The 20,018-nt window shown below is 31.5% G+C and carries 23 protein-coding genes; 9 read left to right on the plus strand and 14 right to left on the minus strand.

Annotation, left to right across the window (positions count from 1 at the left end):
• The first annotated feature begins 3 nt into the window (after positions 1–3).
• A complete protein-coding gene (locus ACGHJ8_RS13250) occupies positions 4–540 on the plus strand; it encodes a hypothetical protein (protein ID WP_211962252.1) in 537 nt (178 codons plus the stop codon).
• 120 nt (positions 541–660) lie between these two features.
• Here the strand turns inward: ACGHJ8_RS13250 and ACGHJ8_RS13255 are convergent, their stop codons facing one another.
• Positions 661–897 (minus strand): hypothetical protein, encoded by a 237-nt coding sequence (locus tag ACGHJ8_RS13255; RefSeq protein WP_087297048.1) that lies wholly within the window; start codon positions 895–897, stop codon positions 661–663.
• Positions 891–2,126 carry an ISL3 family transposase gene (locus tag ACGHJ8_RS13260; protein ID WP_390542457.1) on the minus strand — a complete coding sequence of 412 codons (1,236 nt, stop codon included), beginning with the start codon at positions 2,124–2,126 and terminating at the stop codon, positions 891–893. Before ACGHJ8_RS13260 ends, ACGHJ8_RS13255 begins: the two co-directional genes overlap by 7 nt.
• Between ACGHJ8_RS13260 and ACGHJ8_RS13265 the strand changes: the two genes are divergently transcribed.
• Complete coding sequence (locus tag ACGHJ8_RS13265; RefSeq protein WP_249191397.1) at positions 2,013–2,345, plus strand: hypothetical protein; 333 nt, start codon at positions 2,013–2,015, stop codon at positions 2,343–2,345. The two genes, ACGHJ8_RS13260 and ACGHJ8_RS13265, sit on opposite strands and share 114 nt — an antisense overlap.
• A 66-nt stretch (positions 2,346–2,411) precedes the next feature.
• Here ACGHJ8_RS13265 and ACGHJ8_RS13270 read toward each other — a convergent pair whose 3' ends face one another.
• Positions 2,412–2,828 (minus strand): DUF6431 domain-containing protein, encoded by a 417-nt coding sequence (locus tag ACGHJ8_RS13270; protein ID WP_353477938.1) that lies wholly within the window; start codon positions 2,826–2,828, stop codon positions 2,412–2,414.
• A 312-nt stretch (positions 2,829–3,140) separates the two neighbouring features.
• Between ACGHJ8_RS13270 and ACGHJ8_RS13275 the strand changes: the two genes are divergently transcribed.
• Positions 3,141–4,739, plus strand: coding sequence for a potassium/proton antiporter (locus ACGHJ8_RS13275; protein ID WP_390540860.1), 1,599 nt, complete (start codon positions 3,141–3,143; stop codon positions 4,737–4,739).
• 47 nt (positions 4,740–4,786) lie between these two features.
• Here the strand turns inward: ACGHJ8_RS13275 and ACGHJ8_RS13280 are convergent, their stop codons facing one another.
• The 5 genes from ACGHJ8_RS13280 to ACGHJ8_RS13300 form a co-directional block, all read right to left on the minus strand.
• Positions 4,787–6,103 (minus strand): 6-phospho-beta-glucosidase, encoded by a 1,317-nt coding sequence (locus ACGHJ8_RS13280; protein WP_087359770.1) that lies wholly within the window; start codon positions 6,101–6,103, stop codon positions 4,787–4,789.
• Positions 6,090–6,839 carry a glucosamine-6-phosphate deaminase gene (gene nagB / locus ACGHJ8_RS13285; protein ID WP_390540862.1) on the minus strand — a complete coding sequence of 250 codons (750 nt, stop codon included), beginning with the start codon at positions 6,837–6,839 and terminating at the stop codon, positions 6,090–6,092. Before nagB ends, ACGHJ8_RS13280 begins: the two co-directional genes overlap by 14 nt.
• 394 nt (positions 6,840–7,233) lie before the next feature.
• Positions 7,234–7,713 carry a flavodoxin family protein gene (locus tag ACGHJ8_RS13290; RefSeq protein ID WP_390540864.1) on the minus strand — a complete coding sequence of 160 codons (480 nt, stop codon included), beginning with the start codon at positions 7,711–7,713 and terminating at the stop codon, positions 7,234–7,236.
• A gap of 229 nt (positions 7,714–7,942) precedes the next feature.
• The gene (locus ACGHJ8_RS13295) at positions 7,943–8,926 is read right to left on the minus strand and encodes a serine hydrolase domain-containing protein (protein WP_390540866.1); all 984 of its coding nucleotides are present in this window, start codon (positions 8,924–8,926) and stop codon (positions 7,943–7,945) included.
• Positions 8,927–9,004: 78 nt separating this feature from the next.
• Positions 9,005–9,826, minus strand: a complete 822-nt coding sequence (locus ACGHJ8_RS13300; RefSeq protein ID WP_211962267.1) for a MerR family transcriptional regulator — start codon at positions 9,824–9,826, stop codon at positions 9,005–9,007.
• 389 nt (positions 9,827–10,215) lie between these two features.
• Here ACGHJ8_RS13300 and ACGHJ8_RS13305 point away from each other — a divergent pair, with 389 nt between their 5' ends.
• The 4 genes from ACGHJ8_RS13305 (at position 10,216) to ACGHJ8_RS13320 (ending at position 12,922) form a co-directional block, all read left to right on the plus strand.
• The gene (locus ACGHJ8_RS13305) at positions 10,216–10,599 is read left to right on the plus strand and encodes a GntR family transcriptional regulator (RefSeq protein ID WP_211962269.1); all 384 of its coding nucleotides are present in this window, start codon (positions 10,216–10,218) and stop codon (positions 10,597–10,599) included.
• Entirely contained in the window at positions 10,580–11,440 is an 861-nt protein-coding gene (locus ACGHJ8_RS13310; protein WP_211962271.1) for an ABC transporter ATP-binding protein, read from the plus strand. Before ACGHJ8_RS13305 ends, ACGHJ8_RS13310 begins: the two co-directional genes overlap by 20 nt.
• 169 nt (positions 11,441–11,609) lie before the next feature.
• Complete coding sequence (locus ACGHJ8_RS13315; protein ID WP_390540869.1) at positions 11,610–12,164, plus strand: hypothetical protein; 555 nt, start codon at positions 11,610–11,612, stop codon at positions 12,162–12,164.
• A gap of 68 nt (positions 12,165–12,232) precedes the next feature.
• Positions 12,233–12,922, plus strand: coding sequence for a hypothetical protein (locus ACGHJ8_RS13320; RefSeq protein WP_087359136.1), 690 nt, complete (start codon positions 12,233–12,235; stop codon positions 12,920–12,922).
• A gap of 179 nt (positions 12,923–13,101) precedes the next feature.
• On the opposite strand, the gene ACGHJ8_RS13325 is transcribed toward ACGHJ8_RS13320, so the two are convergent.
• The 5 genes from ACGHJ8_RS13325 to ACGHJ8_RS13345 are packed head-to-tail and all read right to left on the minus strand — an operon-like array spanning position 13,102 to position 16,060.
• Positions 13,102–14,091, minus strand: coding sequence for an alpha/beta hydrolase (locus ACGHJ8_RS13325; protein WP_390540871.1), 990 nt, complete (start codon positions 14,089–14,091; stop codon positions 13,102–13,104).
• Between the two features lie 14 nt (positions 14,092–14,105).
• On the minus strand, positions 14,106–15,026 hold the full coding sequence (locus ACGHJ8_RS13330) for an aldo/keto reductase (protein ID WP_390540873.1): 921 nt from the start codon (positions 15,024–15,026) through the stop codon (positions 14,106–14,108).
• 3 nt (positions 15,027–15,029) lie between these two features.
• A complete protein-coding gene (locus tag ACGHJ8_RS13335) occupies positions 15,030–15,386 on the minus strand; it encodes an aldo/keto reductase (protein ID WP_390540876.1) in 357 nt (118 codons plus the stop codon).
• Positions 15,387–15,422: 36 nt separating this feature from the next.
• On the minus strand, positions 15,423–15,833 hold the full coding sequence (locus tag ACGHJ8_RS13340; protein WP_390540878.1) for an aldo/keto reductase: 411 nt from the start codon (positions 15,831–15,833) through the stop codon (positions 15,423–15,425).
• Positions 15,830–16,060 carry a hypothetical protein gene (locus ACGHJ8_RS13345; protein ID WP_087359128.1) on the minus strand — a complete coding sequence of 77 codons (231 nt, stop codon included), beginning with the start codon at positions 16,058–16,060 and terminating at the stop codon, positions 15,830–15,832. The genes ACGHJ8_RS13340 and ACGHJ8_RS13345 overlap by 4 nt, the downstream gene beginning before the upstream one ends.
• A gap of 122 nt (positions 16,061–16,182) precedes the next feature.
• Here ACGHJ8_RS13345 and ACGHJ8_RS13350 point away from each other — a divergent pair, with 122 nt between their 5' ends.
• Together ACGHJ8_RS13350 and ACGHJ8_RS13355 are read left to right on the plus strand one after the other, a co-directional pair.
• A complete protein-coding gene (locus ACGHJ8_RS13350) occupies positions 16,183–17,067 on the plus strand; it encodes a LysR family transcriptional regulator (protein ID WP_390540881.1) in 885 nt (294 codons plus the stop codon).
• A gap of 76 nt (positions 17,068–17,143) precedes the next feature.
• On the plus strand, positions 17,144–18,613 hold the full coding sequence (locus ACGHJ8_RS13355) for a family 1 glycosylhydrolase (RefSeq protein WP_211962275.1): 1,470 nt from the start codon (positions 17,144–17,146) through the stop codon (positions 18,611–18,613).
• 27 nt (positions 18,614–18,640) lie between these two features.
• On the opposite strand, the gene ACGHJ8_RS13360 is transcribed toward ACGHJ8_RS13355, so the two are convergent.
• Positions 18,641–20,002 (minus strand): CotH kinase family protein, encoded by a 1,362-nt coding sequence (locus ACGHJ8_RS13360; RefSeq protein WP_390540883.1) that lies wholly within the window; start codon positions 20,000–20,002, stop codon positions 18,641–18,643.
• Positions 20,003–20,018: the final 16 nt, after the last annotated feature.

Consider the following 20,018-nt stretch of genomic DNA (forward strand, 5'->3'; position numbering starts at 1 on the left):
TTCATGAAAAAAGTAATCGGCTTATCACTTTTGGTCATCATTATGATAATCATCTGTCTATTTTGTTTAAGTCCAATAACAAAGGATTCGATGACACATGTTGCAAAAGAAGACACACTATATTCCAAAGCCTTAGACTATGTCATATCCAAACAAAAGAATGCTTCTTATAATAAAGATAAGGAAGACTATCATATTTTTACAGATTATATTCCTTATGGTATTGAAGAAACAGGTCATTATCAACATATCTTTATGTGGATACATTTAGAAAGTTTCTATGTGTTGAATGATGAACTTATTCAAGATGAAAGCTTTTCTATTCCTTATAAAATCACTTACAAAGATAACCAGGTCATTCAATGTGAAACGCCGGAAAGTGGAAATCTTTATATTGATTCTATTCAAAGGCTATTTCCACCTCAAATACAAAATCATATCTTAAATCACTCATCCCATTCATTTGATTTAAGTCAACAAATTCAAGAGTACTATGCTTATCTTCCTTCACCAGATATAGCTCATACTGTCTGTTATTAAGCTTACTATAACGAACAGTTTAAAACTTATTGATGAATAAAATCTGGTAATCTAAAATAACACGGGGTTGTGGGGTTTTGGATTATAAGAAATTGTGGGAAGGCTGTTCTTCCCACAATTTTAAAACTGTATAGGAGAATCATAATCTGATGATGGGTCATGGTTCTTTTTTTCTGCTTTTTCTATCAGTTTATCTAACTTCAGATTGATTTCCTGAGTCAAGTCATCCAGTTCATCTGCATATTCGTATATCATATTGAGTCTGTATAGTATGTCTTCCAGCAGACGTTGTCTGCTGATAATGCTTACATCATGATTGTCCACAATCAGTGTATAAATCTTTTTTCTTGTCACCATTCTGTAAAATCCCCCTTGTTTTTGATTGGATACAGGTGATATGTTGAGTCTTTATTGAGACTGTACATGATTCTTGTCTTGAAACGATGCCAGTTGAGGTATCCGTTTGAACTGTGTTTCAGCAGCTTGATGGATTTGTTTCTGTTTTCAATCAGGCCGTTTGATATGCGTCTTCCATTTGCCGGCACAAATGAATTCACAATCTCATATTTCCATTTGACTAGTGTATTCCCAAAATCCATCATTTCCTTGATCTGGGAATTCCTGAAGGATATGATCAGCTCTTCTATGTTCTTCAATGCGTTTTTTTCATTGGATCTGCTGTAAAATTCATCCAGCTCATATTTAAGATCATAGGCTAGATCCAGTACAGGGTCATGTCTGACCATGAACTCAAGGATATCATAATAGTTGTAATACCCCTCAAGGGTATGATTGTATATCTTCTTTTCGTTAGGGTCGAATATTCTATTGTCATTGGAGAAGAGCATCCAGTTGAATTTCTTTAATGCATAGTAATGCTTGGATGCTTCCTTTAACTCAAGCTTTTCAGTCTTGGTTTTTTCTTTTTTCTTCTCAAGATATTTTTTTCTGGAATAATACTTATTCATGACATCGATTCTCACTCTGTCAATTTTTCTTCCAAATTCCTGCTTCACATGAAAATGGTCGGTTGCACATATTGCATTTGGAAACATGATTTTCGATACGATTCTGTATGTTTCCCTCATGTCAAAGGAAACAATTTTGACATTCTTCCTTTCCTCAAGAGGAATGGAGAAGAAATAATCCATGAGTGTCTGCTTTCTTCTTGACGGAAGGACATCGACAATATTTTGTGTTTCGAAGTCGACAAGAACGCATACGTACTTACTGTGAGCAGACTTGAATGCATAGACCTCATCTATCAGCAGATACTCAGGCAGAGGTCTTCTTGATATGGAGACAAATGAGTCAAATACATGTGCAGCTGTTGTCTGGGATATGTGGTATCGTTCGGCCACATCCCTGAATGTCATGTTTGGCTTTCTCAAATCCTCCAGGATATTATATACAGTCGCCAGAGAGATTCTTGAGCCAGCAACGGTAAAGGGATTGGACTCCATAAATGTCTTATGGCATTTTGGACATCTATATCTGCGAGCTCTGTAATTGATGATGCATTTCTTGTTTGTCAGTATGGAATGGTTGATATGCTTGACACTATAGTCCTTGACTCTGTCTGTCATGTTGAGGCAGACAGGACACTGGTGGGGCTTCTTCTTCAGTGTCACATCAATATAGATACCATCCTTTTGATGATGGATATCGAATGTTTCGATATCCTTGTCCTCGATATTGAAGAAAACAAGGAAATCATTCTGGGAAATGATGCAGCTGGACATGGTCGTGGTATTATCACACATCGTCATCACCATCCAAAGCCAATAGAATCTGTAATTTCATAAAACATCCCGTCCTTTCTTTTTCTACATCTTCATGATAGAGGAAATGGAAGCAGAAAGACATAAAGGTCATGTGGTTTGAAAAGAGAAATACAGTTTTCTGGAAAATTTCTTATAGATGAGCAGTTCATCTATTGGGCAGTTGCCAAGCTTAACGATGAAATAGTATATGTGAGACAGTTCGATAATAAGATGATCTGTTGAATCAGAAAGAATGGAAACAATATCATCGAAGGAGACAGCAGATAGGAAAGGAATCATGGGAAAAAGAAGCAGCGCATGAGTTTTGCCGCAATGAGGGCATATGACTCTCTGGATGTTGATGGAGCTGTCCTTGAAGTTTCTTTTATAGTAGCCATGAACAGACAAGCCTCTATGAGAGCATTTTGGACATGACAGAAGAGACAAATCCAGTGAAAAGATAACATTGGAATAATTTTTTTGATTAATGGTATTGATTTTTCTGCTGGTTTTTAATATTATCATATTGTCGTTAGGACAAGATGAGACTCAACTTTGGTCGGGAGGGTTTCATCTTTTTTTCTTTCTATAGATTTCAGAAGATATATCCTGATAATACCATTATAGAATTTCCCGTGATTTTAAACCAGCATAAGAGAAAACAAAAAAAGAGATTTCCCGTAAAACTTATTCGTTTTGGGAAACCCCGTGACTTCTTAGACTATCTAAAATCTTTGTATGGCAGTCATTCTCTATACAAAGATTTTCGTTTTCTCATCTTTTGTTATTATGGGATACACAAATATTTGATATAGTTTGGAAAAAGGAGATGATGTGATGGATTTATATTTTGTATTAGTTGGATGTGTTATTCTTATATGTATTTTATTAAATCGTTTTTTAGATAAATTGGCTATTCCTTCTCTTTTGTTTTTTATTCTTTTAGGAATGCTTTTAGGTGAAAATGGTATTTTAGGTGTTGTTTTTAATGATTATCAGATTGCCGAAATGATTTGTTCAACCAGTTTGATATTCATCATGTTCTTTGGTGGTTTTGGAACCAATTTGAAAGTAGCCAAACCAGTAATTGTGAAATCTATTGTCTTATCAACACTCGGTGTCTTATTAACAGCATTGCTGGTTGCGGGATTTGTTTATTATGTTTTAGATTTATCATGGTTACAGAGTTTATTAATTGGATCTGTCATTTCTTCTACTGATGCTACATCTGTCTTTAACATTTTACGTTCTCGTCATTTATCTTTAAAGTATGGAACAGACTCACTATTAGAAATTGAATCAGGATCGAATGACCCTGTTTCATATATGTTAACAATATCTGTGATTATGATTATGACAGGACAAAACATATCTTTACCAGTTATGATTTTTCAACAAATCATCTTTGGTTTATTGTGTGGTTTTTGTATTGGAAAAATCATAGTGAAAATTTTAAATGAAGTTCATGTCAATGAAAGCTATGAAAATACAGTTATTATTTTTGCGAGTAGTATTATCACTTATGCTTTTTCTAATCTGATTGGTGGAAATGGATATTTAAGTGTTTATATTTGTGGCATCATTTTAGGTAATAGTTATATTCCTCATAAAAAAGACATGGTTCATTTTTATGAAACTCTTACAAAAATGGCACAAGTCTTAATCTTCTTTTTACTAGGATTACTTGTCACACCATCTGAACTTCCAGAAGTTATTATTCCTGCCATTTTGATTATGATTTTCTTAACATTTGTAGCTCGTCCTTTATCTATTTCTGTACTCCTTGGTATGTTTCGTTCACCATTGCGACAAATAACCGTTGTATCATGGGCAGGATTAAGAGGTGTAGCATCAATCGTCTTTGCGATATATGCTGTGCTTTATCAAGTTAATTTACCATTTGATTTATTTAACCTTGTCTTTTGTATTGTCTTATTTTCACTTTCTATTCAAGGCTCACTTCTACCATGGATTTCAAAGAAATGTCATATGATTAACCCACAAGTTGATATATTACGTACATTTAATGATTATCAGGAAGATAATGATATGTGTTTTGTGAAAATGAAAATAGGGCATAATCATCTTTTTAAAAATCTAAAGCTTAAAGATATTAATGCTGATGATTTGTTAGTCATTTTAATCGCAAGAGATCACCAAACTTTAATTCCTAATGGTGATACAGAAATATTAGAAGGAGATTTACTTGTTTTAGCCGCAAAGCAATTTGAAAACAGAGAAAACATTCGTTTAGATGAAACCCATATTCATTCATCACATAAATGGAAAGATAAGCTTGTTAAGGATATTTCTTTACCTGCTAAACAGTTAATTATCATGATTCAAAGAAATCATCAATCTATTATTCCTAATGGAACAACGCCTATTTTAGAAAATGATATTCTTGTGACAATTGAAACACAGGATGAAATATAAATATGGAAAAAGACCTCAAAATTCAATTGTTTGAAGTCTTTTTATCATTATTTATAAAATTGAGGTAGGTATTTTTTATGGGCTTCTAGCATTTCATCTAATATCTTTTTAGCAGTGATTTCACTTTGAACAAGAGGGTTAATTGTCATCGCAACTAATGCATCATCATAATTTCCACTTAATGCAACATTTGTTGTTAAAATTTCAAAAGCTTTTAACTGATGAATTAAACCAACTGTTTGTAAAGGAAGCTCTCCGACTGGGATAGGAACAGGTCCATCTTTTGTGATTTTACAGCTCACTTCCACAACAACATCATCAGGCATATTAGAAATAGCACCTTTATTTAAAGTATCAACAACTTGTATATCACCTTTATCATTATATAATGACGAAATCAAGTTGCAAGCTGCATCACTATAATATGCTCCACCACGTTGTTCCAATTCTTTTGGTTTAACATCAAGATTTTCATCTTTATATTTTTCAAATAATTCTTTTTCAACCTTTTTAACAACTTGTGCTCGACATTGTCCTTTTGCAGCATCTTCCTGACAATGTTCTAACATTTGTTGTTTTTGTAAGTAATAGCGTAAATATCCAATACCTAAATATCCATAACTATTTAAAAATTCATTTGACCAAGGTATATCTACAATATTTTTCAAAGATTCACTATTTCCCTGATCAATCATTGTATCAATCAATTTTCGATTCGCATTTTCTCCATTCAATGTAATATCTAATGCATAAATCATATGATTGATACCACCGATTTTAACATCTAATTCATCATTGTCTTGAACATTTAAAATATGTTCAATATCTTTAATCATATTCACTGGTCCATTACATAAACCAATAAATTTCTTCCATCCTGTATGTCTAAAAACAGCTTCGGCATTAATACCCGATGGATTCGTAAATGAAATAATCCATGCGTTTGGACATAATTTTTCACAATCCTTAATAATATCAAAGATAACAGGTATTGTTCTTAAAGCTTTAAACATACCTCCTGGACCATTTGTTTCTTGTCCAATGACACCATATTTTAAAGGAATCAATTCATCTTTTTCTCTCGCATCTAATTGCCCAACTCTAAATTGAGTTGTGACAAAATCTGCATCTTTCAATGCTTCCTGACGATCAAGAGTCATATAAATCTTCATAGGGATTCCTGCTTTTTTCACCATTCTTTTTGCAAGATTTCCTACAATTTCCAACTTATGTTTCCCTTCTTCAATATCAACAAGCCATAATTCTCTAACAGGTAATTCATCATATCTTTTGATAAATCCTTCAATCAGTTCAGGTGTATAGGAAGAACCACCACCAATTGTTACTATTTTAACGCTTTTCATAATCTTCCTCCTTCAATTGACTCGCTGCATTTCTATCAAGGCAGACAATCACACTTGGATGTCTTTGAATAATAGAGCTAGGAAAATCTGGTGTCACTTCACCATAAATCATTCTTTTCACTAAATCAGCTTTCTTTTCTCCCTTAGCCATCATGATCAGTTGTTTTGCTTTCATGATTGTGCCAATTCCCTGTGTGACACCTTGTGTAGGAACATCTTCAATATGATCAAATCCATAATCAAGTGAACTTTCTATAGATTCCTGATGTAAATCCACAACATGACATGCTCCATCAAGTGGACTTCCTGGCTCATTATAAGCAATGTGTCCATCCATTCCAATTCCTAGAATTTGGATATCAATAGGATTGGCATCAATCAAAGATTCATATCTTTGACATTCTTGAATCATATCTTCTTTTGATCCATCTAAAGCATTGATATTTTCAGGTAAAATATCAATGTGGGAAAAAAGTTCATTTTTCATTGCTGATGCAAAACTTCTAGGATGTTCCGGTTTCAATCCAACATACTCATCTAAATTAAAAGCTTGTACATTTTGAAAACTCACTTTGTGATTCTGATAGCTATCAATAAAATATTGATAAACACCTAATGGTGTTGAACCAGTCGCAAAACCAATTGTTGCTTGATCATGTTGTCGAATAAAATCACATATCGTTTCTCCTACATAAGCATCAAGCTTTTTTTCTTCATCAAAAACAAGAATTTTCATAATGACCTCCTCTTTTATTCTGCTCGTTCTTTTTTCTTAGCGTTATCTATTGCTTTTACAAATAGAAAATAAATATTAATAATGATACCATCAACCCTAAAGACATCAAATCGCATATAGAACAGCGTTATCATAATAATATGGTATCATTATTATAGTGTTTAAAACAATAGAAATTCTAAAAATAATGGCTTCATAAAAAATAAAATGTACTTTTTTGGTTGTTTAAAGATGATATAACCTTACTTTGATTTTCTCAAATAAAAATACGATTCCCTAGTAAACATATCTTTCATCATTGATAATGTCTGCTTATTTGAATCGTATTAACTTCCCTTTATTCAATATTATTTAAATCATCATTATTTATTTTTTTAAGAATACATGCCATATTTTAACCAATATTTTCTATGTTTTCTATTCCTTCTAAATCACTTTCAACTTCTCTAGATAATTGACTATAAACCATATTCCAATATGTTGATCCTACAACAATCATTTCATGATTCAAAAAGAAATGATTCATTGCATCTACTGCATTTAAGCCTCCACCACGTCGAAGCGATACAATAGATGCACCTACTTTATATTTCATAGATAGATTCTCTTTATTCATATCTAAAACAACTGCTGCTCTTTCTAATAGAGCCTGCATAAATGAAGATATATTTGCCATATAAACTGGTAATCCTAATATCATTCCATCTGCTTCCATCATTTGATTAAATACATCATGAAAATCATCTTGATAAACACAATTTTTTCTACTCTGACAAGCCCAAAATGCATGACAAGGATTGATTTTCTTATCATAGAGAATTATTAACTTGGTTTCTATTCCTTCTTTATTTAACTCTTCAAAAATATATTTCATTAATCCTGTTGTATGGCTATCTTTTTTGCACTTCCATTAATACCTAGAACTTTCATACTCTCTCCCTATCAAAATCTTTTATTTTAAATCTTCACCATTTGATTCACATACTTTTTTATACCAATAAAAACTATCTTTTTTATTCTTTTATAAGTTCCTTTACTTTTGTCATTAGCATCTACATTTTTGATTGATTGCTTTTTTAATAATTAATAAGGTATTGAAATTATTATATTGAAATACATGGCTCAATATACTTTTGTATAAAATCTATGCGATCAAATATCGTTGGTTTAAAATATGATGTAACTGCTATAACTATATTTTCCGACGGATTTACATATATAACATTCCCGCTATTTCCTATGGCCGCAAAAATATGTTTATTCTCATCTACAATCCACCATAGATACCCATAAGACATATTTCTAAATTCGTCTCCACATCTATAATTTGGTTTTATCATTTCTTCAATCCATTTAGAAGATACAATTTGTTTTCCATTATGAAAGCCTTTATCTAAACAAAGCTGTCCGATTTTCGCCATATCTGTTGCAGAAAAACACAAACCATATCCGGCTGTTCCTATTCCTTTAGGGTCGCAAAACCATATATTTTTTTGTGGGTCTTTACACATAATAAAATGTTTATGTTCTTCGGCAGTTTCAGCTAAATAATTTATATGTTTTTCTACTCCAATGGGTTCAAATAAAAATTCGTTTGCAAAATCAACGACTTTTAGACCACTCGTTTTTGATATAATGCCAGTTAGTATATGTATGCCTAAAGTAGAGTATTTGAATTTTCCAGTCGATCCTTTTCTTCCACCCAGAAAATCTAAAGCTGAAATAGTCCAATCATCACTTGAACAAATTTTAGTCCACGGTTCGTACTTATACTTATAAGGTGCAGTCATAGTCAGTAAATGCTTGATTGTAACTTGTTGAATTGTTTTTTCTCCTCTTTTAATTTTATATTCAGGGAAAAAATCTAATACAGGTTGGTCTATGCTTTTTATAAATCCTTTATCAAGTGCTATTCCTACAAGCAATACCACAACACTTTTTGTTGCAGACATAACATGGCAAGTGCCTATTTTTTTATAATTATTCCATTCATCAGAATAAACCTCTTTACCGTCTTTATAGCATGATATTTGACAGATATTAGGCTGTTTTTCTTTAATAAAATCGTGCAGTTCCTTTTTATTCATAGTATCAATTTCATCTCCATTTCACGTTATTGTATAAGAAATATTCATTCACAAAATATAAATCTTTGATACATTTGCTTATTTCTTTTTTACTGGATAATAAATTTCCGTTACTAGGTCATCTTCATTTGAAGTTTGTGTTGGGTCAGTAATATAAACTTCATAAAGAGGACCATTGTTTTCATAACCGTTTTGTTCTGCCCATTCACATTGTTTCGTATAAACAGATGTCAAATTAGAATATCCACCATGTAGAGTTGTTTTTAAGCATAGTCCCGGACAAAAATCTCTTGTTCCTGTAACAAATTGTTCTACTGGAATAGCGAATTCTGTATCTAATCCAAAAGGAGTAAACTCATCACCATGAAAAAGCACCATAGGTGGAGCATTGACAGTTAATTTGTCATATTGAATTTTCCTTAATATTGAATTAAAGCAACAAGCGTATTGTTCTTCCATTTCAAATTTACAAACCATTTTACGAATAGAAACCAAATACATAACTGGTACTTCAACAAGCTGTACATTAATCTTGTTCAAATAAGACATGATTGATTTTCCTTGTTTCAAAACTGCTATATCCTTATTTAATCGTTCTGTAATTTGTGAATATATCTGTATTTGTTTTTCAAATTGTTTCTTTTTCTTATAAAGTTCTAAGCATAATTTTTCATTTAGCATTTCTTCTGATGTAATAATCGTTCTAATTTCTTCCAAAGAAAAATTATATTGTTTTAGGCGGTTAATAAAAAGCATAGTTTCTAACTGTTCAATGGAATAGTATCTATAATTATTCTCTGGATTAATTTTGCTGGGTTTTATCAGTCCGATTTCATCATAGTAACGAAGCGTTTTTGTAGAAACTTTACATATCTTCGAAAATTCACCTATAGATAACATAAATCTACCCCTCTCAACTTGCTTCCATATTTATGTTACACCTTCCTGTAAGGGGAAAGTCAATGCGTTAATTCTATGCGCAATACCTTACTTACACCTAAAATAACATGATAAGAAATGAATTCCAACTATTTAATAGGTTATTTAAAAAGCTTGTATACCACTAGAAAAGTAAAGTGCAGCCTTTTTCATTTATCCTATAATCTTCCAGTTTCTATCCTTATAAAGGGTCAGTTCGTATTGATTTAATTAGTGAATTTATTATAAATAATCCTTTCATTTTTTTGGCTAATTCAAGAAAATTATTGACAACCTTGTGATTATCATCTATATTATAGGTGTAAGGTAGTTAGTTGCTCCACTAACAAACTATAAAGGAGTGATGTTCGTTGAATATAAATACTAATATAGAAAAACCTATATTCATTCAGATTGCAGAGCAGTTAGAGGATTCAATATTCACGGGAATATATCCAGAGGAAACGAAAATTCCTTCAACAAATGAATTTTCTACATTGTTGAATATCAATCCACATACTGTTTTGAAAGGAATGAATTTACTTGTTGATGATGAAATCATTTATAAGAAAAGGGGTTTAGGAATGTTTGTAAAAGAAGGAGCAGTGGAAAAAATCCGACAGAAAAGACAGGGTCAATTTTACGATCAGTTTATAGCAACCCTAATAGAAGAAGCAAACAAATTGAATATGTCTAAAGATGAAATAATTAAACTCATAGAAAGGGGTTATGACAATGAATGCAATTCAAATTAAGAATGTTACAAAACAGTATAAAGATGTTATCGCACTCGATAATATTTCCTTTTCATTTGAACACGGAAAGATCTACGGATTTCTAGGAAGAAATGGAGCTGGAAAATCTACGCTAATCAATATTATTGCCAATCGTATTTTTGCTGATAGTGGAGAAGTTCTTATTGATGATATTCCAGCAAAAGAAAACATGAAAATCCATGATAAGATCTTCTGTATGAGTGAAGCGGATTTATATGATACTAACTTAAAAATCAAAGATCAATTCAAGTGGATCGCTCGTTTCTACGATGATTTTGATAAAGAAAAGGCATTAGAAATAGCAAACAAATTTAATCTTAATATTAATAAGAAATTCAAGGCATTATCAAAAGGATATCAGTCTATCTTCAAACTAACAGTTGCCCTATCTTTGAATGTTCCTTATGTTATTTATGATGAACCGGTTCTTGGTTTGGATGCGAATCATAGAGAATTGTTTTATGACTTGTTATTAAAAGACTATGAAAATAGCGAGAGAACTATTATTATAGCGACACATCTTATTGAAGAAGTAGCTAATATCATTGAGGAAGTCGTATTAATTGATAAAGGAAAGGTACTTCTTCAAAATAATGTCAATTCATTATTGGAAACAGGATTTAGTGTATCAGGACTTGCACACGAGGTAGATGCTTATTGTGCTGATAAAAATGTTATCGGATACGATGAATTAAGTAACCTTAAAATTGCATATGTATTAGATGAAAAAACTCCTCTTCCTAAAACAGCTAATTTATCACTATCTGCCATGAATTTACAAAAACTGTTTGTCAAATTGACCGAGAAAGGAGACCAATAATATGAAAAATCTTAAATCTATTATTCAATATGAATGTATGACATCATTTAAGTATATCTGGATCTTCTATGCTATACAGTATGCTATCGTTGGATTAATTACAATTACTATCGGATTGATAATGGGTACCTTTGAAGATGTAGGCACTAATTGTTTAGAGATAAATACTTTGATTTATGTATGCGTATTAGGAGTTCTAGGATTTAATGAAGATTTTAAAATGCTGATTCAAAATGGTTTTACTCGTAAATATATATATATTGCAACTATTGCAATGTTCTGCTTTATTTCTGGAATAATGGCACTCGTTGATACGGTGGTTGGTAACATGATGCATTTAATCAATAATAATTATTCGTCATTATATGGAGCTTTATATGGGTATGATAACTTGTTTATGAATTGGCTATGGTTATTTCTTTTCTACGTAGCATTTTGTAGTTTACTTTATTTGATTGTTCTTGTAATCAACAGAGTAGGAAAGAATATTTCAATATATTTAGGTGTTGTTTTTGGCGGGGTTATCTTATTGATTATTGCATTGTTCAGATATGTATTCTCTGCTGAATTGGTTAGGGATATTGTAGAATTTTTGATGCAAGCAATGGGCTTTATGACTGATGGAACAATTAATTATATATTCCCTGCTCTAACATTATTTGTAATTGTAGCAATATTAGGAATTGGTTCTTATGCAGTTATTCGTCGTACAGAATTAAAATAATTTAGAACATTATAATAATTCTAATGTATTTTATTGAAAACCTTGTTGATGATAAGGGGATAGTAACAATGAAAAAAGAATTAACAGTAGAACAAAAAAGACTAGATACAGATATTTGGATCATAGCGGTGATAACATTAGCGGGATTTATCTTATTTATGTCATTAAGTAAATATCTTAACGACTTTATTAATAACGATGAAATTCATATTTTACTTCGTACTATAGTAACTGGATTAATGCAGTTTTCAATTGCAGGTCTAGGTAGTTCAATCGTATGTATAATTCGTAAAGATACATTTGCAAAAATGGGACTTAGGAAAAAGGGTGCACTAAAAGCTATTATCGAATCTGTACTGTTCTTTATACCATATGTCATTTATCTACTTATTTCCAGACAGTTTGATGGATATATGCCACTTTCTGTTTTAATAACTGATAATATACTTGCAAGCAATATTGTTTATAAAGCATTAGGATTAATTATGGTTGGAACTTTTTGGGGATTTTTTGAAGGATTTAATTATTATATTGTCAGTAGAGTAATCAATCAAAGATATCCTAGCAAAATTAATCTTGGAGCTATAATATGTGCATTTATCTGTATCTTATTTCATCCATTTAGTACATCATTCTGGGGGATACTTGAAATGATTGTAACTTTCATATTTATCTATGGTATGGTAAGCTGTGTAGATAAAAATAAAAATGCTTGGGGCTGTGTCTTTGCATTCATATTTCTATGGAACGCTTTTTAAGATAATATGGTTAAAAAAAATGAAAGTCATGACTGATGTGCATAATTCATTTTGTTGAGTTCAGATCATGATTTTTTATTATAATATAAGATATGAAAAGAATTTTTAAATTGATGTATATTAATAAACGATTAACCTAAAAATGAGTTCACTATCACTTGATAATGAACTCGTTTTTTCTATTTCAAATAAGTATTCATAAAGTCAGCTATTTTATCAAATGGAATGATGTCCATCTGATCATACAAATCCGTATGCACTGCATCAGGAATAATCATCAATTCCTTATTATCAGGACATGGATTATGATTCATCATAGCTTGATAAGCATCTTGACTCATATAACAAGAATGGGCTTTTTCACCGTGAATAATCAATACGGCGTTTCTAATTTCATTTGTGTATTGTAGAATAGGTTGATTTAAAAATGACATTGTCCCAATTACATTCCATCCCTCATTAGAATTTAATGAACGTTTATGATATCCACGTTGTGTTTTATAATAATCATAATAATCTTTCACATAAAATGGAGCATCCTCAGGTAATGGATCCACAACACCTCCGGCTCTTTGATATGTTCCTGATTTATAATCTTTGATTCTTTGTGCATTATAGTTAAAACGTAACTGATATCTTTCTTTTTCACTATCATTAGCGTCAAAATATCCTTTTGAACCCACTCTTGACATATCATACATTGTTGAAGCGACTGTTGCTTTGACTCTTGTATCAATAGATGCAGTGTTTAAAGCAAGTCCACCCCAACCACAAATACCTATAATACCGATTTTTTCAGGATCAACATTCTCTTGAACAGATAAGAAATCTACAGCGGCCTGAAAATCTTCTGTATTGATATCTGGTGAAGCCATATATCTTGGTGTTCCACCACTTTCACCTGTATATGATGGGTCAAAAGCTATCGTTAAAAATCCTCTTTTTGCCATTTCTTGAGCATATAGACCAGAAGCCTGTTCCTTCACTGCACCAAATGGTCCACACACTGCAATAGCCGATAATTTTCCTTCATATGTTTTCGGTTCATATAAATCAGCAGCTAAAGTGATTCCATAACGATTATGAAACGTTACTTTACGATGATTCACTTCTTCACTTTTTGGGAATGTTTTATCCCATTCTTTAACTAAATTTAATTTTTCTTCCATTTCTTCTTCCTCCATTAATACCAATCATGTTTTTCATTACGATTCAAAGCTTCTATTTTTTTCATTTCATCTTCTGTTAATTCAAAATGATAAATCTCTGTATTCTCTTGAATATGATCAGGATTACTTGAACCCGGTATCACAACGACTTCCCTTTGTAAGTTCCATCTTAATATGACTTGAGCCGCTGTGACATTGTGAGCATCTGCAATAGATACAATGGTTTCATCATTCAATAATTCTTCAGTATGTCCTCTACCACCAAAAGGATACCATCCCTGCATCACAATACCATGACTTTGAATATATGGAACAACATCTAATTCTTGATAATAGGGATGGATTTCATTTTGAACTAAAGCTGGAGTTATATTGACTTGTGGTAAAAAGTCTTCCAATTCTTCAATATAATAATTAGATAAACCAATAGAACGAATTTTTCCCTGTTCCACATAATCCTCCATCACATGATAAGCTTTGACATCTCCATCACCGGGATGATGCAACAACATCATATCTATATAACCAATATTCAATTTTTCTAAAGCTAAATCAATAGCTGCCTGAGGATCATCAAACTGACTTGGATATATCTTTGTGATTACAAAAATATCTTCTCTATTGACTTGAGAATCTCTGATAGCTTTTCCTATTTCTTCTTCATTATGATACATATAAGCTGTATCAATCAGTCTAACACCTGATTGTAAGGCACTCGTTATAGCGTTATAACATTCATCACCCGTTAAACTATATGTTCCTATTCCATTAGTAGGCATATCATAACCACTATTTAATGTCACATATCCATCATCTAAATGAAATTGGTATTGTGTCTGATGAGATTTCACATCAGTTGTCACTTTATTTTCATTGTTTTGACATCCACATAAACATACACATAAGAAAGTCAGTATAATCATTATTTTTTTCATGATTTAATCATACCAATGAAACAATGATTGACCTTGATCCAATGTCTGAATCAAATTCATATCATCATCAGATAATTCAAAATCAAAAACATTCATATTTTCAATCATTCTTTCTTTATGTGATGTCTTAGGAATCACAACAATCCCATTTTGTATTAGATACGTCAAAGCTATTTGAGCAGCACTTTTGCGATATTTCTTTCCAATATTTGTTAATACTGGTTCATGAAAAATATCTTTTCTACCTTCTGTAAAAGATGCCCACGATTCCATTTGTACACCATCTTTTTCCATTCTTTGCTTAAATTTTAACTGTGAATGATAGACATGTGATTCAATTTGATGAACAGCAGGTATCATGCCACAATGTTCAATAAACCAATCATAATGATGTCCTTAAAAATTAGAAATACCAATTGCTCTTACTTTTCCTTGATGGTAGGCTTCTTTCATAGCTTCATACATTTCTAATGATTGTGTGTAAGGCTCATGAATCAGCAATAAATCAATATAATCTGTCTGCAAATCTTTTAACGATTTTTCTATCCCTTGCTTGGCTTTTTGATAGCCTTGACATGAAGATTCAAGCTTTGTTGTAATAAAAATAACCTGTCTTGGTATTCCACTTTCGATAATTGCCTGTCCTACAATGACTTCATTTCCATACATTCTGGCTGTATCAATCAAACGATAACCTACCTGCAATGCCTGAATAATAGTCTGTTTCCCTGCTTCCCCTCTTAAATCCCATGTTCCTAAACCTAATAGAGGCATTGAAATACCATTGTTTAATGTTATAAATCTCATATCCCACCCTCCTTCTCTATTTGAAAAAGCAAATAATCTAAACAATCTATTTCATTTTGATATTTGTGTAAACAATCCAAAAGATATTGACGGTGTTTTTGTAAGTGAAAATCAAGCATATCAATGTTATTCACTTTGATACAATCCATACATGTTTGAATAAGTTCATTCTGACACCCTGCATCTATCAGATTGTCTTTTAGCTCTTTTGATATCTTTTCATCCACTCCATCACCTCCACCATCTTCATTATATAAACAGTCTATAGATATGTAAAATATTTAATATCTATATTTAATTATTCTTATTTTTAATAACTATGTTATAATCATTAAGAGGTGTTTTATTTATGGAAATACGTGTTTTAAGATATTTTTTAGAAGTAGCGAGGGAAAAAAACATATCAAAAGCTGCTGTTCGTCTTCATATTTCTCAACCAACATTATCTAAACAACTAAAAGATTTAGAAGCAGAATTAGGGAAAAAATTATTTGTGCGTAGTAATTACTTTATTAAACTGACAGAAGAAGGGATGATGTTAAGAAAACGTGCTGAAGAAATTTTAGAATTGGTAAATAAAACAACGGATGAATTTAAAGCACTTGATGAAATTAATGGTGGTGATATTCATATTGGTTGTGCTGAATCTAAAGATTTACACTCTTTCTTTCATATATTGCATCAACTCCAAATGCACTATCCTCACATTCGCTTTCATCTTCATAGCAGTGCAACCGATGCTATTGATGAAAGATTGGAACGAGGATTATTAGATTTTGCGATTATTGCGCAAGATGTAGATTCCAGAAAGTATAACTTTTTAAAAATTCCTTCTGCTAACCAATGGGGTATTATTGCTAGAAAAGATATGCCTTTAGCTCAAAAACAGAAAATTCATCTCAATGATTTATTAGATGTTCCTTTAATTTGTTCTCGTCAATCTTTACAGGCTGATTTTCCAAAATGGTTAGGTGATCAACAAGATCAGCTTCATATTATTGCTACATATGATTTAGCCTATAATACATCCATCATGGTTGAAGAAGGTATGGGATATGTTTTAACTTTTAATCATTTAATATATACTGGTCAAGACAGCAATTTATGTTTTCGTCCTCTAGAACCAGTCCTTGAATCACCTATGTATATTGTATGGAAAAAATATCAAGTCTTTTCACCTGTAGCTCAAATATTATTAAATGAACTTAAAAAAAGTTATTTACCAAAGGCATAACCGATTATACTTATGAAATATTTGTTTTTTTCATCATTTCCCTTTAAAATAATAAATATAAGGAGGAATGAAAGATATGAGTTTTCAAGACAATTTTTTATGGGGAGGAGCAATTGCTGCAAACCAAGCTGAAGGAGCATGGAATGTAGATGGTCGTGGACCAGCCAAAACAGATGTCACAACAGGAGGTTCTGTAAAAGAACCAAGATATGTGACATTTATTGATAAGGATGGAAAACCTGGTAAAGTCATCAATGGTCAACCTATCCCTGAAGGGGCCAAATATGCTGTTTTAGATGATTATTATTACCCTAATCATGATGGTGTTGATTTTTATCATCATTATAAAGAAGATATCGCATTACTTGCTGAAATGGGATTTAAAATGTTTAGACTGTCTATTTCATGGTCACGTTTATATCCTCATGGTGATGAAGAAACACCCAATCCAAAAGGTGTTGAATTTTATCGTTCTGTCTTTTTGGAATGTAAAAAACATGGTATTGAACCATTAGTGACAATCTGGCATTTTGATACACCATTATATTTAGAAGAACATTATGGTGGCTGGAACAATCGTCAGCTTATTGATTTCTATGTGCGTTTTGCGACAACTTGCTTTAAAGAATATCAGGGGTTAGTGAAATACTGGCTCACATTTAATGAAATTAATAACACAATCATGATGTTAAATCTTTTTGGCAATCATGCTGGAGATAAAGAACATCAACAAGGTTATCAACAACTTCATTATCAATTTGTTGCGAGTGCAAAAGCTGTACAAATTGGTCATGAAATTGATCCAAACAATATGATTGGTTGTATGATTTGTGGCATTACATTCTACCCTGGAACATGTGACCCAAAAGATATTATGGCAAATCGTCATATGTGGGAAAAAAGTATTTTCTATTGTGGAGATGTTCAATGTAAAGGAAAATATCCAACATTTGCGAAAAGATTATGGAATGAACATCATGTTCAATTAGATATCACTGAACAAGATTTAGAAGATTTAAAACATGGTTGTGTCGATATGTATACATTCTCTTATTATATGTCTTCTATTGAAACAACACATGAAACAGATGATATGGTTTCTGGTAACTTTGCTGCTGGAGCTAGAAATCCTTATTTAACATATTCTGATTGGGGTTGGGCACAAGATCCTTTAGGTTTACGTTATTATCTTGAAATGATTTATGATCGTTATGAAAAACCACTAATGGTTGTAGAAAATGGATTAGGTGCTTATGATACATTAGAGGAAGATGGAAGCATTCATGATGATTATCGTATTGATTATTTAAGAGATCATATTAAAGAAATGGGAAAAGCAATTGATAATGGTGTCAATTTGATTGGATATACAACGTGGGGATGTATTGATTTAGTATCAGCAGGTACTGGAGAAATGCGTAAACGTTATGGATTTATTTATGTAGATAAAGATGATCAAGGTCATGGAACTTATAATCGTTATCGTAAAGATTCTTTCTACTGGTATAAAAAAGTGATTGAAAATCATGGAGAAGATTTAGATTAAAGTTAAAAGCGACAAATGTCGCTTTTTTCATTGATATAAATCTGCAATTTCTCCCATATCTTCCAATCTTATATGTGAAGCGTCTATTCTTGGTGATTCTTCATTTTGTTGAGAAAGATTGGCAGGTAGCTGTCCTTCGAGTTGTCCTCTAATACTTTTTGATCTTAATAAGCAAAACTCTTGAAACGTTTCTACACCCAAAAGATAATCTTGATAAGAACAAAATGCAGTTGGGTCTTTTTGCACATAAGAATCTATCATTTTAATTGTATCTTCTACTTTGTTTTGGAAATATCCACTTTCAAAATATTCACTGATCAATTGTTGGAAATATTGATGATATTGTTTGAAATATTCATCATGTTGCATAACATGATGATATAATGGTCTATTCAACATAACTTCTTTAGTATAAGGTGTGTTGATTGGAAAGTTGACATACCTTGTTATATCATTACTAGGATTAGGCATTCCCAGTGAATATGTGCCATATGCCAAATTGTAATCCCAAGGAAGCATTGAAATCATACCATCTTCTTCATATAAATAATAATTATGCCCAGTCGGACCTAAATAACTATCTAAATTCACTACAAAAACCTGTACTACAAAATATCTTAAAACTTCATCTATATTGACAGCTTTTTCAATATTTTGATTATCATCTAAGATTTTTAATGATTGAATTAATCTTTTTTTATCAGCTTCAGTTATCTTAAATTTTGCATTATCAAATAAATTAGGATACGATTCAATATTCTCATCAATATACTGTAACGCTAAATCTCTATTGGGTGCATAAACATCTGTATATCCCGGTTTATAAAGCACACCATGATTTCTTCCATAATTTCTTCTTATAAAAGCTTCTTCTGGTTCTTCGATTGCTAAAAATAATCCCCAATCTTTTTGATTAATTGTCACCCAGACATAACTTGTTAGAGGAGATGGGACTCCCATAAAAGACATCATATCATAAGTTATATAGTTTTTTAAATAGGCATTGTCTTGAAAAGAGCAATCTAATGTAAACTTATCTAAGCCATAATAATGATATCCTGAATCATAATGATCAAATTCTACTTTTAAACTAAAGCGATCCGACCCATAACGATCAATAAGCTCTAATGAGTTATTCCCTTTCACTCTTAAACCTACCATATCAAAGGTTTCACCATCTATCGTTATAGAAGATACATGATATTCTTTGGCTTGTGCCTGATCAAAAAAATTCTGTGGATTATCCAATTGTATATCGATAGTATGGACATAACTTTGATCAAATAACTTAGAAGCATAAGCTGGTAACTGATAAACTGGTGTTATACCCCAATGTCCCGGTAACATGAAACCAATCGTTATAATAAGACTAAGGATAACAAATATCAAAACAATCCTATCTATA

Origin of the sequence: Massiliimicrobium timonense (genome assembly GCF_042850985.1) — a bacterium.
GTDB lineage: Bacteria > Bacillota_I > Bacilli_A > Erysipelotrichales > Coprobacillaceae > Allocoprobacillus.